The sequence below is a fragment of the Pseudomonas sp. Irchel s3a12 genome, from assembly GCF_900187485.1.
GTDB classification, from domain to species: Bacteria; Pseudomonadota; Gammaproteobacteria; order Pseudomonadales; family Pseudomonadaceae; genus Aquipseudomonas; species Aquipseudomonas neuropathica.
The window spans coordinates 104872-118905 of the sequence record NZ_FYDN01000013.1 but is presented as its reverse complement, the minus strand read 5'-3'; the positions used below and the strand labels follow the sequence as shown (position 1 = coordinate 118905).

General features: G+C 60.0%; 12 protein-coding genes. 2 read left to right on the top strand and 10 right to left on the bottom strand.

The annotated features are described in order from the left end of the window. Positions 1-270 precede the first annotated feature (270 nt). Together CKW14_RS21660 and CKW14_RS21655 are read left to right on the top strand one after the other, a co-directional pair. Positions 271-2256 carry a DUF4329 domain-containing protein gene (locus CKW14_RS21660; RefSeq protein WP_176471319.1) on the top strand — a complete coding sequence of 662 codons (1986 nt, stop codon included), beginning with the start codon at positions 271-273 and terminating at the stop codon, positions 2254-2256. Between the two features lie 7 nt (positions 2257-2263). Further along, positions 2264-4945, top strand: coding sequence for a hypothetical protein (locus tag CKW14_RS21655; protein WP_095126122.1), 2682 nt, complete (start codon positions 2264-2266; stop codon positions 4943-4945). 67 nt (positions 4946-5012) lie between these two features. On the opposite strand, the gene CKW14_RS21650 is transcribed toward CKW14_RS21655, so the two are convergent. The 10 genes from CKW14_RS21650 to cbiE all read right to left on the bottom strand — a co-directional run bounded on the left by CKW14_RS21650 (position 5013) and on the right by cbiE (position 13987). After that, positions 5013-6386 (bottom strand): PepSY domain-containing protein, encoded by a 1374-nt coding sequence (locus CKW14_RS21650; protein WP_095126121.1) that lies wholly within the window; start codon positions 6384-6386, stop codon positions 5013-5015. Positions 6387-6507: 121 nt separating this feature from the next. Then, a complete protein-coding gene (locus tag CKW14_RS21645) occupies positions 6508-8628 on the bottom strand; it encodes a TonB-dependent copper receptor (protein ID WP_095126120.1) in 2121 nt (706 codons plus the stop codon). Between the two features lie 84 nt (positions 8629-8712). Then, on the bottom strand, positions 8713-9159 hold the full coding sequence (locus CKW14_RS21640) for a DUF2946 domain-containing protein (RefSeq protein WP_095047343.1): 447 nt from the start codon (positions 9157-9159) through the stop codon (positions 8713-8715). A gap of 21 nt (positions 9160-9180) precedes the next feature. Next, positions 9181-9660, bottom strand: coding sequence for a copper chaperone PCu(A)C (locus CKW14_RS21635; RefSeq protein ID WP_095047344.1), 480 nt, complete (start codon positions 9658-9660; stop codon positions 9181-9183). 48 nt (positions 9661-9708) lie between these two features. Next, entirely contained in the window at positions 9709-10107 is a 399-nt protein-coding gene (locus CKW14_RS21630) for a DUF2946 domain-containing protein (protein WP_095047345.1), read from the bottom strand. A 97-nt stretch (positions 10108-10204) separates the two neighbouring features. Beyond that, positions 10205-10495 carry an addiction module antidote protein gene (locus tag CKW14_RS21625; protein ID WP_095126119.1) on the bottom strand — a complete coding sequence of 97 codons (291 nt, stop codon included), beginning with the start codon at positions 10493-10495 and terminating at the stop codon, positions 10205-10207. 3 nt (positions 10496-10498) lie between these two features. Further along, positions 10499-10801: a type II toxin-antitoxin system RelE/ParE family toxin gene (locus tag CKW14_RS21620; RefSeq protein ID WP_095126118.1), complete on the bottom strand. Its 303-nt coding sequence runs from the start codon at positions 10799-10801 to the stop codon at positions 10499-10501. A gap of 171 nt (positions 10802-10972) precedes the next feature. Continuing rightward, positions 10973-11689 carry a cobalt-precorrin-6A reductase gene (locus CKW14_RS21615; protein ID WP_095126117.1) on the bottom strand — a complete coding sequence of 239 codons (717 nt, stop codon included), beginning with the start codon at positions 11687-11689 and terminating at the stop codon, positions 10973-10975. After that, positions 11686-12783 carry a cobalt-precorrin-5B (C(1))-methyltransferase gene (locus CKW14_RS21610; protein WP_095047347.1) on the bottom strand — a complete coding sequence of 366 codons (1098 nt, stop codon included), beginning with the start codon at positions 12781-12783 and terminating at the stop codon, positions 11686-11688. Before CKW14_RS21610 ends, CKW14_RS21615 begins: the two co-directional genes overlap by 4 nt. Continuing rightward, positions 12776-13987, bottom strand: a complete 1212-nt coding sequence (cbiE, locus tag CKW14_RS21605; protein WP_095126116.1) for a precorrin-6y C5,15-methyltransferase (decarboxylating) subunit CbiE — start codon at positions 13985-13987, stop codon at positions 12776-12778. The genes CKW14_RS21610 and cbiE overlap by 8 nt, the downstream gene beginning before the upstream one ends. Positions 13988-14034 lie beyond the last annotated feature (47 nt).

The window sequence follows — 14034 nt, the reverse complement described above, 5'->3', positions numbered from 1 at the left end:
CGCCAGATTGGGGCGCACTACTGAGCGGGAAGATGAAGATACATAAACGATAAACATGTACCTCGGCTCACGGCGCGTGCAGCAACACACTCATTTGATCGTTATCCCGATTGTTCTTCGCAGGTTTCTATCATGAGTAATAGTTCAGTCCGATCCAGACGTGCCGCAACCGAGTCCCGAAAATCCAGGCTACCTCCCCTGAGTCCGCCGTTTCTGTCAGAGGAGGATGCTGCGTATTGGGTTCATACGCGCATACCGCCAAAGCCGGAAATGGAATATGGCAGCGTGATTTTGCTGCGGCCGGATGGGAAATTCGTGGCCACTTCACCGATACCCGGAGAGGCCACCACCTTTGATTTGAGCACCATCATCGACTTTGATGCGCTGGGAGAGCTGGAGCCGCCCAAGGGGTATCGGTTTGCTGCAAACATTCACAGCCATGCCGCTCTTCACGATGTCGTAGGTGAGGCCTATCCAGAACTGGATGAAATGAACCTGCGACTCTTCATCAACTTCTTCTCCAGTAGCGATTTCATGGGGGATGTGGATGGGCGCGCCTATTTTCGTAGTTCATACCTCTCCGGCCCCGATGGAACATTGCTCAAGTATTCGCCCAGTGGTTCGAAAGCGGAACTCGATTACTACCGTTGGCACGAGGCAGGTGCACGACCAGGGCGTGAGCCGTGGACTCGTGACGTGATGAGCATCATCAATAAGCTTGCATCTGTCGGTGAACTGAAAGTCCTCGTTTCAAGTGCAGACTGGGGGCATTCGGTGGGTGTCGTACCGCCGGACTGGCAACCAGGCCAGGGTTTTTCAACGGGCAGGGTGACCGAATTACCTTTGATGACCCGCATTTGCTCCACTGTCGAGCGGGCGGTACTCGCTGCACTGAAATCAAGAGGTGCACAGGACTCGGGGTTACTGCTGAAGAAGACTGCTGGCAATGAGTATGTCGCGACCCATGCACGCCCGTTCGGGCTCGCGTCATGGGATCCAGCGAAGAACTTTGCGGCGGGTGATGACGGTCAATTACGGTTGCCTGAAGGCTATAGGCTGGAAGGTTTTTACTACGCCTCCCGTCCTGACCCTTCGCGGCTCACTCCTGCTCAGCCGTGGCTCTACGAGAATTTCTTCACGCCACAGGACATTGCTCTGGCCATTTCGTGTCACAAGAGGAGTCAGCAATTGGCTGTGGCCGGTCGACCTTTGTCGCTGTACATGCAGGCCAGCGATGCGTCCATGTTGAAGTACAGCTTCAGCGGCAGCGAGATAGAAGCGGCACTGAGCGTCGAGCATTCCGACGGGTCGATCACCGACGCCGGGGTGCAATCCAGGTTGCTGACTGGAGCATTGTCGCCACGGGAATTTGTCTCGATGCTGATACTGGCGGGCCGGCTTGAGGTGTTGCGGGGCAGCGCGCTCTGGGCACGTTTGGGGAGGGTGGGCCTGGAATGGATACCCTTCGCGAACTTCCCTTGGCCGCCCTTGAGTCAGGCGTTTTTATCCGCCGATGACGCCGTTCGGTATGCCCACGAACAAGTCGGCATTCGCCGTGACCGCCAGTACGCAGGCTATGTATTTCAGCGCAGCGACACACGCTTTGTGGTCACCGAGCCGTTGGAAGGGGATATCGATGTGCTGGACCAGGGGCGACTTTATCCTCGGGATAATCGAGGGCGTCCGGTTTTCCCTGACGACCACGTGGTGCATGCCCGATATGTCTCCCACGTCGCGCTCACGCAGCTTGAGCCGGTCAATATCAGTTCCCGGCAGTGGACGCTCCAGGAGGCGTTACTAAGCCTGCAAATGTTGAGTGTAGAAGAGGTCCGGCAGGTATTGCTCGATAACACCGTTCTGTATTGCTCTGCTGCCATGAACAGTCTGGTCAGGTTTGCACCTTACGCAACCCCGGCTTCGAAGGATCTGGCGCGACGCCTGGGAACACGCGTGCATCCCGGTCCATTGGCTCTAGGTCTGGACAAGGGCAGCAAGCGACCGCAAGACTTCATCAGGGAGCAGGCCGCCGCCGGCTGGCTGTTCAACCTGACGGACAACGAGTTGTGGGGCCATCGCGGCCAAATATTACCGGGCTGGAGCATGTCAGAATCCGCCGGGTCAACCTCCGCAGAACCGACGTCACCCCATACCTGCACTCCCTACGCCGTCCCTGCCTCAGCCGTCGCTGCCCCCGTATCCTTCGTCGTCTTCGCCCCGGCCATCTTCTCCTCGGCCTTTGCCATGGAAGCGGCCTGAGTTCGTCATGTACGGTCCTGTCTGTTCTTCGGCGGACGATGCGGCACAGTATCTGTTTGCTGGCGACAGGCGTTTGCACGATGAGAACCGTGCCTGGTTCGGATTCATCCTCAAGCACAAGGATCGGGAGGAATACATCGGCACGGAACTGTTTCCAGTCAGCGGTCAAGACAGCAATCTTTTTCGGCAGGCGTTGGTGTTCGCCTCTCGACGGTCGGCGCCGTGGCATCAATACCCGGAAGGCTTCGACATGTATGGGAGCTTTTATGCGCATCAGAAAGTAGAAGCATCTTCGAGCAGCCCTGAAGACTGGCTGGCGCAGTATTTTGTTTCGCCAGACATCCTGACAACAGCCATGTACTACGGTCGCCGTCGGCCTGTAATCGCTTCAAGCCCCGCCGCGTTTTATCTTGCCACTCGGGACGGTGCTCTGCTCAAGTATACGAGGAGTCAGGCAAGCAAGTTGTTCCATGACGACACGTCTCAGACAACACTCGACTCGATCAAGCGAGGGCTCGCGTCCGGCGAGTGGCTGCCGACGGATTTCGTCCATACGGTCGCTGAAAGCGGCGAACTCTCGGTGTTGCGAACAAGCGCGTGCTGGGATCGGTCAGGAATGGTCAGGCCAACGTGGCAGCCCTACGCGAATCTGCAGCGGCGCTGGCTCGGCCCGGTTTTTCAGAGTGCTGACGATGCCGCAGCGTTTGCCAGATCGAGCTTGCCGCTGGTCACGGACAAACCTTTTGGCGGCGTCATTCTGAAACGCCCCGACGGCCTTTACGTAGCCTCTGCGCCCATCAAGGTGTCGCGGGAGGATTTCGACATCACCGAGATTTTTCCGGATGAAAGCAATGGCGCCGGGGTATTTCCTGCTGGCTGCAGTATCACGGCGCGTTATCGATCCAGAGTGGCCAGGGAGCTGTCGGTCATTTTTTCTCGTATTGAGAAGCAGATCTATCTGAACATGCTGTCTGTCGACACCGTGTACTCATCCTTCAAGCGGCTACCAAGACTGGCATGGGATGAATACCTGTTCGGACCCGACGGTTCGTTGATCCGCTATCAGCCAGGAATATGGGATCGTCTGCGCGCAGATCTCTTGGCAGCTCTGACGGATTACAAAACGCTTCCTGCGTCCCTTGATGGCGATGCGATAAAACAGAACATACGTAGCGCCAAGCTGAAACCGAGTGAATGGGTCGACGCCTTGGCAAAGGCCGGTTACTTGCAAATTGTCATCGGCAGTGAAATCTGGGGTTTGCCCCGCCAGATCAGTCGCTGGGTTCCTTTCTTTGCTGATCTGCAGCCTCTAATGGATTACACCAGAGCCGCGAGCGCACCACTTTGCAGCCCAGTGTTCGTTCAAGCAGATGCTGTTGCCCGGTATGTTCATGAAGTCTCGGTGAGCAGGGACACCCAGACGTTCGGATTCATACTGCGCTCTCGGGATGGCTTGTTCCTCGCCAGCCTGCCCGTTGATGTGCAACGCTCTGGCCTGGCTGTGGATCGAGTATTCGAACAGGCAAGACTGCCTTCAGGGTTTGAACAGGATTCGATTTATCTGCGCGCAGCGCTGCCTCCGCTCGGCGCACGGCCTGACGATATGCGAAATGTCTTTGTACTTCCCAACGATGTTCAGCAAGCCTGCCGACAGGCCAGTACGCCGCGGGGGTACAGACCGATCTATATCTCCTGTGCCGATGACGCATTGTTGAAGCTGCAATTGCATGCGTTTGAACCCGGCGTGTTCTACGACGCTTTCGGGCAGGTTGAGTTGCGCCCCAATGCGTTTGTATCGCGTGAACAGGCAGCGATCGATGAACGTGACATTGCCAGTGGCCGATTCAGATTTAAAGACTACGTGCACCGGATGGCCAAGGCCGGCCGGCTCGACGTGATTGAAACCAGCGATTACTGGTCGCGGCAGGGTCAAGTGGATGAGCATTGGCAACCGCGTATGGCCGATACTTCCAACGAGCAGCGATGGCGAGATAGCCCGGTGCCGGCGCTGGGACCGATTTTTCATCACCCTGACGATGCCGCCCGCTATGCGCAACAACGCACGGACGATTCCGGTCACAGTGAAACCGGCTACGAAGGCGCGATCCTGGCGCGGTCGACCAGCAGTCGATTTGTTCCGCTCGAGCCAATAGTCTGGTCTGCCCATGCCGAGGACCCTGTCCTGCGGATATTTCGCTCGTCGAGTGATCCGACGATCAGTTGGCGCAATCCGGCGGCGCGTTACCCCAATGGCTACACACTCGTGGCCAGCCACCAGTTCCATCTGTCGGGCAATACCACGCTCGCACCGGACACTGATGATGTCAGAGCAAATTTCGCTTCGCCTGCGCGGGTGCATGCGCACACGCATGAACTGAAGAACCAGGGTTTCGACATTCAGGATTATTACTACTCAACGCCGAACCACGTGTTGATCAGGTACACACCCGTTTACTCGCAGGCCGAGAGGGATTTGCTGCTGGCCCGGCCTGTGGATTTCGAAGCGGGGCGCTGGGTCAGCCGGCTGAGTCCGGGCGAGTTTGTTTCACAACTCATGGAACTGGGTGAATTCAGGGTGCTGCTCGCCGGGCATTACTGGCGTCAGACCGGACGAATGGGCGCCGGCTGGAGAGTGCGTCGCCAGCAGCCTGTAACGGAGGGTGGTGCGCGAGTCAGGGACGAGTTGTAACGCTCGAACCAGCGGCAACACGGCAGGAGTGTGCCGCCGTCGGCGGCCACTCCACATTGAGTCGGATTTACGTCGAGGCAGACTCAGGTTGCCGGTCAAAGCGCGATAGCAGCAATCGATCCAGCAACCAGACGACCACCAGCGAAGCCCCCACCAACGGGAACACCACCGCCAGCGCCAACATGATTACCACGCCGGTTTTCCATTTCGGCAAGTCATGACGCAGCGGCGGTACGCCGAATTTGCCCTGTGGCCGGCGCTTCCACCAGATCACCACCCCGCTGACGGCACTGAGCAGAATCATCAGGCAGATCAGCAGCACGACGATCTGGTTGAAGGTGCCGAACATCTTGCCTTCGTGGAGCATCACGCCGATTTCCGTGGCCCGCGCCACAGTGCCGTAATGTTCGAAACGCACATCGGCGAGGACCTTGCCGGTGTACTGATCGACATGCAGGGTCGCATCGTTGCGCGGGTCATCGGCGAACACAGCGATGGTGAACACACCGGTGGCGGTGGTCGGCAGGGTGATGCTGTAGCCCGGCTCGACCTTGCGTTGGGTAGCAATGTTTTGCACGTCTTGCAGGCGGATGTCGGGTGCTGCGGGGCCGGCGTTGCTGGCGCCGTGGTTCATGTGTTCGGCGTGGTCGCCGGACATTGGCATCGGCGTGTTTTCCATCGCCCATGGCACGGTCTGGCGGGTGGCGCTGTTAAGGCTGCGCGCCTCGACATCGGAGGTCGGCACGTTGTCCCACATCGCCGCTGGAAAGACGTTCCACACCTGGGCGTATTGCTTGCCCCAGAAACCGGTCCAGGTCATGCCACTGAGCAACATCACCAGCAACAGTGTTGCACCCCAGAACCCGGTGACCGCGTGCAGATCACGCCACAATACGCGGCCGCGACTGTTCAGCCGTGGCCATAAAATCCCCGCGGCCTGACCGCGTGGCCACCACAGGAAAAGTCCCGACACCACCAGCACCACGCCCCACCCGGCGGCCATTTCGATGAGCCGATCACCGACGGTGCCAATCATCAATTCACCGTGGATGGCGCGGGCGATGGCTTGCAGGTTCTGTTTGGCATCCTGTTCGCCGAGGATATCGCCGTGGTATGGATCGACGAATACGTTGAGTTCGTGGCCGGCGTTCTTCACCACAAACTGTGCGCTGCGCTCGGCGTTCACCGGCGGCAGATACTGGGTGATCTGGCCTTGTGGATAAGCGCTTTTCACCCGTTGCAGCAAGTCCTCGGCCGGGACGGTGTGATGGCCGGCGGGGACATTGAGCAAGCTGCTGTACATCAGCGAATCGAGCTGCGGTTTGAACAGATAAATGATGCCGGTCAGGGCCAGCATCACCATGAACGGGGCGACGAAGAGACCGGCGTAAAAATGCCAACGCCAGGCCAGGTTGTAGAAATTCGGTTTGGGCTGTTTCATCACGTGTGCTCCGCTTGGCGAATTTTTTAGATCAAGAGATCGCAGCCTTCGGCAACTCCGATAGGGGGTATGCGCTCCCATGTAGGAGCTGGCGAAGCCTGCGATCTTTTGACTTTTCTTGTTAGAAACTCATGTCGACCTTGGTCCAGAGCGTGCGCCCCGGTTCATTGATCGCTTGCGGGTCATTGGCCGGGTAGCCGAATCCGGCGTTGCCCGCCAGGTTCAGGTGTTCGGCGTAAGCCTTGCCGAACAGGTTGTCGACGCCGCTGCTGACCTTCCAGTTCTTGTTGATCCGGTAGGCACCGTTGAGTGAGAACACGCCGAAGCCCGAACTCTTGTCGTAATCCTTGCCGACCACGTTGCCCTTGTTCTGATCGATACGATTTTGCGCGGCAACCACCCTCCACAGTGCACCGGCGCTCCAGTTGTCTTCGGTATAGGTCAGGCCGAAACGCGCATCCAGCGGCGGCATCTGCGGCAGAGCCTTGCCGTCACTGCTGTTCTTGCCCCAGGCGTAGGCCAGGGTCGCATCGGCTTTCCAGTGGTCGGTGAGTCTGTACGCGGCACCGAGTTCACCGCCCATGATTCGCGCGTCAATGTTCTCGGCGCGCGAGGTGCTCATGCCCATCATTGCCGGGGTGTAGTCGAAGAGGATGTAATCGCGCACTACGCCGATATAACCCGAGGCCCAGGCTTCGAGTTCGGCGCTCTTGTAGTTCACGCCAAAGTCGAACTGAGTGGTCTTTTCCGGTTTGATCGAATCGAACGCGTTGACCGATCCTGCCGGGCCGGATTTGGGCGAAAACAGCTCCCAGTAATCCGGGAAGCGTTGCGCGTGACCGAGGCCCGCATAGAGCGTGGTCGGACTGGCGGCGAGGTCATGCTCGTAGCGGATGAACCCGCTGGGTAGGGTGTCGGCGCGGGTATCGTCGGCGGTCGGGTTGGGGCGAGTCATCATTCCCGAGCCAGTGGCCTGTCGATAATCCTTGGCCGAGGCGCGGTCGATGCGGGCGCCGCTGATCAGCCGATCACGGTCGGCGGCGTACCAGGTCATTTCGCTGAACACGCCGTAGTTATGGAAATCGGCGTCCTTGCTGTACGGCTGATCCTTGTAGGTATCGATGCCCATGCCGCTGCGCTGGCGGTGTTCGTTGGTCTGCGCGTCGAGGCCGGTGATCAGCTGAAAATCAGCCCAGCGCCAGGTGGCCTTGATCCGTGCGCCGAGGGTGCGTCGGTCGACGTTGGACGCCATTGGCCCCGACATCATTCCGGTGCCGGACGGCGTGCGCAGGGTGTAGTTGTCCATCACGTGGTCGGCGTAGTTGTAGTAGACCTGCGCTTCGAGTTTCTCCAGCACGTCAGTGATGTTGGATTTTTCGAAACGCAGGCCGAGGCTTTCGCGCAGGAATTGCGAGCCGTCCATGCCGCGTCCGGCATAGCGCGCTTCGCCGTCGCCCTTGCCGGCGGTGAGTTCGATCAGGGTATCGGCGTCCGGGGTCCAGCCCACTGCGATGTCGCCGTTCCACTTGTCGTAGCGTGAGGCGACGATGTCGTTGTTGCCATCGCGGTAATCGTCGGAATGCGCGGTGTTGCCGATCACGCGCACGTAGCCCAACGGGCCGCCGGCAGCGGCGTCGACAACCTTGTCAAAACGTCCGTGGGAGCCGGCCAGAATGCTTGCGTTCACGCGGGTGCCGAGTTCGCCGAAGCTCTCTGGCTCACGATCGAACAGCACCGTACCCGCCGACGCGCCGGGGCCGTAAAGCACCGTTTGCGGGCCTTTGATCACGGTGAGTTTGTCGTAGGTTTCCGGCGAGATATACGAAGTCGGCGCGTCCATTCGGCCGGGGCAGGCGCCGAGCATCATGCTGCCGTTGGTGAGGATGTTCAGGCGCGAACCGAACATGCCGCGCAGTACCGGATCGCCGTTGGTGCCGCCATTGCGCACCAGCGCAAAGCCCGGAATGGTCTTCAGATAATCGCCGCCATCACTGGCCGGCACCGGTTGGCGCGGGTCTTTGGGGTTGGTGACGATGGTCAGCGGTGAGCTCGGGGCGATCGCGGTGATCACTGTCGGGCTGAGTTCTTCGTTGTGACCGGCGTGATCATCGGCCAGCACCAGCGGGGACAGCAGGACGCCGCAAAGGACGGCGGTAGCGTGCCTGAAACGAACCCGCGATTCGTTCAGAGCGAAGGACGCCGGGGCAACGCCCGAGCGTGGAACAGCAGTAAACCTGGACATGACAATTTCCATCAAGCAGTCGTAAACGACACGGCCGGCAGCCTGAAGCTGTCTTCTCAACCGTGTGCAATCAAAGGTGCGTGTTTACGCTGCGATGGGCGGGGCGCGGGTGCGGGCGCCGGGGAAGAAGGTCTGCCGGGCGTGGCCCAGGCGCGGGGAGGGCGGGGTGAAGGTGTTCAGCGGCGGGATGTTGAAGGCGACGAAATCACCGCCCCCAGTCAGCGCCGGGCAGTTGAACAGCAGGCTGCAATAGCCACATTTTTCCCACAGCACGTGGTGCGAGGATTGCGGTGGGCAGTGTTCGGCGCTCGGTTTTGCATCATGGCCCGCGTGATCCATGCCCGGCATGTCCATCGACATGTCCATGCTCATCGGCATCGATGTCGAGGCGTGTTGATCCATCGGCATCGACTGAGAAATCAGTGGGCCGATGAAGATCATCAACATGGCGAACAGGGCGATCCAGCTGCCGCGAGTCAGGTGTTGAGTCTGACGGCGTTGCATTGGCGGCCTGACGCTCAGCGGGCGCATGGGCGGAGTCTGCCGGAAGGCTTACTGGGCGTGCGCGTGGGCCTGCGTGGTTTCCGGCGGCTTCTTCTGCACCGAGACTTCGACGGTGACGTCACCAGCCTTCTCGAAATGCAGTGTCAGCGCGAAGCGCTTGCCGTCGCTGAGCAGGCTGCGATCGGTCGGGTTAAGCAGCATCACGTGATAGGCCATCGGCGCAAACGTCACGTTGCCGCCAGCGGGAATTTCCACGCTCGGCACCTGCTGCATCTTCATCAGATCGCCCTGCATCACGTGTTCGTGCAGTTGCGCTTCGGGGGCAATGGGCGAGTCGACGCTGAGCAGGCGGTCGTCCGTCTTGCCGGCGTTGTGAATGATGAAATAGGCGGCGACCGTCGGTGCATTCGGCGGCAACTCTTGCGACCACGGATGGGCGATCTCAAGTTCCCCAGCTTTGTATTCGTGAGCATGGGCAAAGCACGCCGGCAACAGCAGCGCAGCGACGATGATGAGTTTGTTCAACATGGCAGTTCTCCAGAACGATTTGAAACGCAGGTCAATTGCGCGAACAAATCAAACCAGAGGGGATGCACGGGGATTGAGACTTGGCCATTGCTGGCGCGGAGTAGGTGTTTGCAGGGAGGCCGGCGCCACACTGCGATTGCTTTCATAGCGAGCGAAATACAACTGCGGCGAATGTCCCGGCAACGCGACCAATGGCGCCGAGCCTGAGCAGCACCAGCAATGCTGCATGTTCGAATGTGTATCGTTGGTCGGGGCTTTTTGCTCGGTGGTGCCGATGTTGATCGCCACCATCTTGGTCCCGCTGCCGGTGCAGAAACTGCTCCAGAGCAATTGCTCGGCCGGTGAATTGGCCGCCTGCGCCATCGCCCCGGTCATCGGCATGGCGAGCATGTTGAACAGCACTGCAAAGCAGGCGATCCAGGCAATTGCTAGCCGGTGTCGGTTCATGGGACAGATCCATTGGGTGGGCGATCAGGCGCGGCTATTTAGCCTGATCAGGGCCGATAAGTAAAAAAGCGTCGTGCGGTTTGGTGTCGCAGCGCCTTCACAGTGTTACGGCATGCAATCGCAAACCCAGAGCCTTCATGACTTTCATGATAGTTGCGAATTCGGGATTGCCAGTGCTACTGAGCGCTTTATAAAGACTTTCGCGGCCCAAACCTGCATCCCGCGCCACTTGTGTCATGCCTTGAGCTCGGGCGATGTCATTGAGTGCTGCACGAATCAGAACGCCATCGCCTTCATCGTCGTCAAAACAGGCATCCAGATATGCCGCCATATCCTCGGGAGTCTTAAGGTACTCGACGGCGTCAAAACGGGTGAATTCTTCGGTCATGATTTACTCCTCATTTCCGATGTTATGAGCCATTTGCACGGCGCGTTTGATATCTCTCTTTTGTGTCGATTTGTCGCCCCCGATCAACAGCAGATAAATCACTTCGCCTTTACGTGTGAAGTACATTCTGTAACCAGGGCCGTAATGAACACGCATTTCATAAACGGTGTCACCGACGAAGCCGCAATCGCCGAAGTTGCCATGTTCGGCTGTTTTAATCCTGGAGATGATTCGGCCTTTCCCTTTGATGTCTTTTAAGGAGTCGAGCCATTCGGAAAATATGCGGGATCGTTCAAAAGAGATCATGTCGGGATCGTATTCCTTGGGATACAAGCTGGCAAGCCGCTTTTCTCGGCTGGCTGCTTGTAGGGATTAAAGGAACCGAAGTATTGGAGTGAGGGTGTAGTGAAGAACAGTCGGCTGCGTCCTCAAAATTTGCAGGTAAATTCACAGATAAATACGAAATGATGAAAAGTCTTACGACGTCAGGGCTTCAAGGACTTCAGACGCTGATCGAAACTCCCGATCAACCCCCGGCAACCCCGGACGCTTCAACACAATCACCGGCACCCCACGTTCGCGCGCCACTTCAAGCTTCGGCTCGGTCGCGGTGCTGCCGCTGTTCTTGCTGATCAACACATCGATCTGCCGCCGCTCGAACAGTGCGCGCTCATCCCCAAGCAGAAACGGCCCACGCGCACCGATCACTTCGCAGCGTTCATTGCCCGGGTAGACGTCGAGGGCGCGCAGAGTCCAGAACTGGTCCTGAGGGATTTCATTGAGGTGCTGCAGCGGTTCGCGGCCGAGGGTGAACAGCGGTCGGCGAAACGGCTTGAGGGCAGTGATCAACTCGGCCCAGTCGCTGACTTCGCGCCAGTCATCACCGGGCTGCGGCTGCCAGGCCGGACGGCGCAGCGCCCAGCAGGGGATGTCGGTCAGTCGCGCGGCGGTCGCGGCGTTCTGGCTGATCTGTGCGGCATAGGGATGCGTGGCGTCGAGCAACAGCTCGATGCCTGCGTCACGAATGAATTGCGCCAGACCCTCAGCGCCACCGTAACCACCGACGCGGACCTGACAGGTCAGATCCGTCGGCACCCGACCAACACCGGCGAGGCTGTAGATATGTTCTGGCCCAAGCGTGCGGGCAATCGCCAGTGCCTCAGTGACGCCGCCGAGCAGCAAAATCCGCTTCATGCAAAACCTCCGGCATGCCCGACAATCCCGCCCTGACGATCAATTGCAAACACCTCGACCTGCACCTGCGCGGGCACCACGCTGCGAGCGAAATTCAAGGCATGGCGGCAGACCTCATCACCGAGGCCAACCCCCGCCGCACTGGCCATGGCCAGCGCCTGCTGACTGGTATTGGCCTCACGAATGCCTTGCTGCAATGCCTCGTCGGCGCCAATCGCCGCGGCCCAGTCAGCCAGTTGCGGCAGGTCGATGCTCGAATGCCGCGAGTGCAGGTCCATGTGCCCGGCGGCCAGTTTGCTGATCTTGCCGAAGCCGCCGCACAGGCTGAGTTTATCCACAGGCACTTTGCGCAGATGCTTGAGCACCGCGCCGACGAAGTCGCCCATTTCGATCAGGGCGATTTCCGGCAGGTTGTAGACCCGGCGCATGGTGTCTTCGCTGGCATTGCCGGTGCACGCGGCGATGTGCAGATAACCATTGGTTTTCGCCACATCGATGCCTTGATGGATCGAGGCGATGTAAGCCGCGCAGGAAAATGGCCGGACGATGCCGCTGGTGCCGAGGATCGACAAACCGCCAAGAATGCCCAGCCGTGGATTCATGGTTTTCAGCGCCAGCGCTTCGCCGCCCTCGACGTTGACCGTGACGTCGAAGCCGCCGGCATAACCGGTTTCGGTGGCAAGCAGTGTCAGGTGATCACTGATCATCTTGCGTGGCACCGGGTTGATTGCCGGCTCGCCGACACCCAGCACCAGTCCCGGCCGCGTTACGGTGCCCACGCCGGCGCCGGCATTGAAACGAATCCCCGGTTCACTCAGCAGCCGAACACGCGAATAGAGCAACGCGCCGTGAGTCACGTCGGGGTCGTCGCCAGCATCCTTGATCGTCCCGGCCTCGGCGCCATCATCGGTCAAGCGGCAGAACTCCAGACGCATCTGCACCTGTTTGCCTTTGGGTAAGACGATCTGCACCGCATCGGCCGCCAGTCCGCTGAGCAACAGGCGCGCGGCGGCCAGGCTGGTCGCGGTGGCACAGCTACCGGTGGTCAGGCCGCTGCGCAGGGGCGCGGGTTGTTCCGCGGTTTCGTCACGCATCGAGGGGTTTGACCAGATCGAGCAGGGTGATCGGCAGTGCCTGGCGCCAGGTGTCGAACTCGCCGAGCGGCTGCGCCTGGGCGACATGGATACGCGTCAGCTCGCCGCCGAAGCGTTCGCGCCAGTTCATCAGGGCCATTTCGCTTTGCAGCGTCACCGCGTTGGCGACCAGACGGCCACCGGGTTTGAGCTGTTCCCAGCAGGTTTCGAATACGCCCTCACGGGTGACGCCGCCGCCGATGAAGATGGCGTCCGGGCGTTCCAGTCCCGCGAGTGCCTGCGGTGCCTTGCCACGAATCAGTTGCAAACCGGGCACGCCCAGTGCATCGCGGTTGTGCTCGATCAATTGCTGGCGACCATCATCGGCTTCGATGGCCAAGGCGCGGCAGCTCGGATGCGTACGCATCCACTCGATACCGATCGAACCGCTGCCGGCGCCGACATCCCAAAGCAATTCGCCGGGGGTCGGGGCGAGGCGGGCGAGGGTGATGGCGCGCACGTCGCGTTTGGTCAACTGGCCGTCGTGCTGGAAGGCCGAATCCGGCAGTCCGGCGAGACGCGAAAGGCGCGGGGCCTGTGCGTCGGCCAGACATTCGATGGCGATGACATTGAGGTCGGCCACGGACGCGGCATTCCAAGCATTGGCGGTGCTGTCGATGCGCCGTTCGGCGTCACCGCCAAGATGCTCAAGCACGCTCATGCGACTCGAACCGAAGCCGCGCTCGCCGAGCAATTGCGCCACCGCTGCCGGGCTCTGGCCATCGTTGCTCAGCAACAACAGGCGCACGCCGCTGAACAATTGCGCATTGAGCGCCGCCAGCGGTCGGGCCACCAGCGACAGCGTCACCACCTCCTGCAACGGCCAGCCGAGGCGGGCGGCGGCCAGCGCGCAGGACGACGGGGCGGGCAGGATCAGCATCTCTTCGCTTGGCACCTGGCGGGCGAGGCTGGCACCGACGCCGTAGAACATCGGGTCACCGCTGGCCAATACGCAAACTGCTTCGCCACGCTGTTCCAGCACCGGCGCGAGGGAGAACGGGCTCGGCCACAACTGGCGTTCGCCGCGAATACACACCGGCAGCAAATCCAGTTGACGCTGGCCACCGACGATCCGCGAGGCGCCCAGCAGGGCACGCCGGGCGTTTTTGCCCAGGCCCTTGAAGCCGTCTTCACCGATTCCCACTACCGTCAGCCAGGGTGACATCTATATTCCTCTAAACACGCCGTTCCGACGGGCAGTCTTTTCATGCC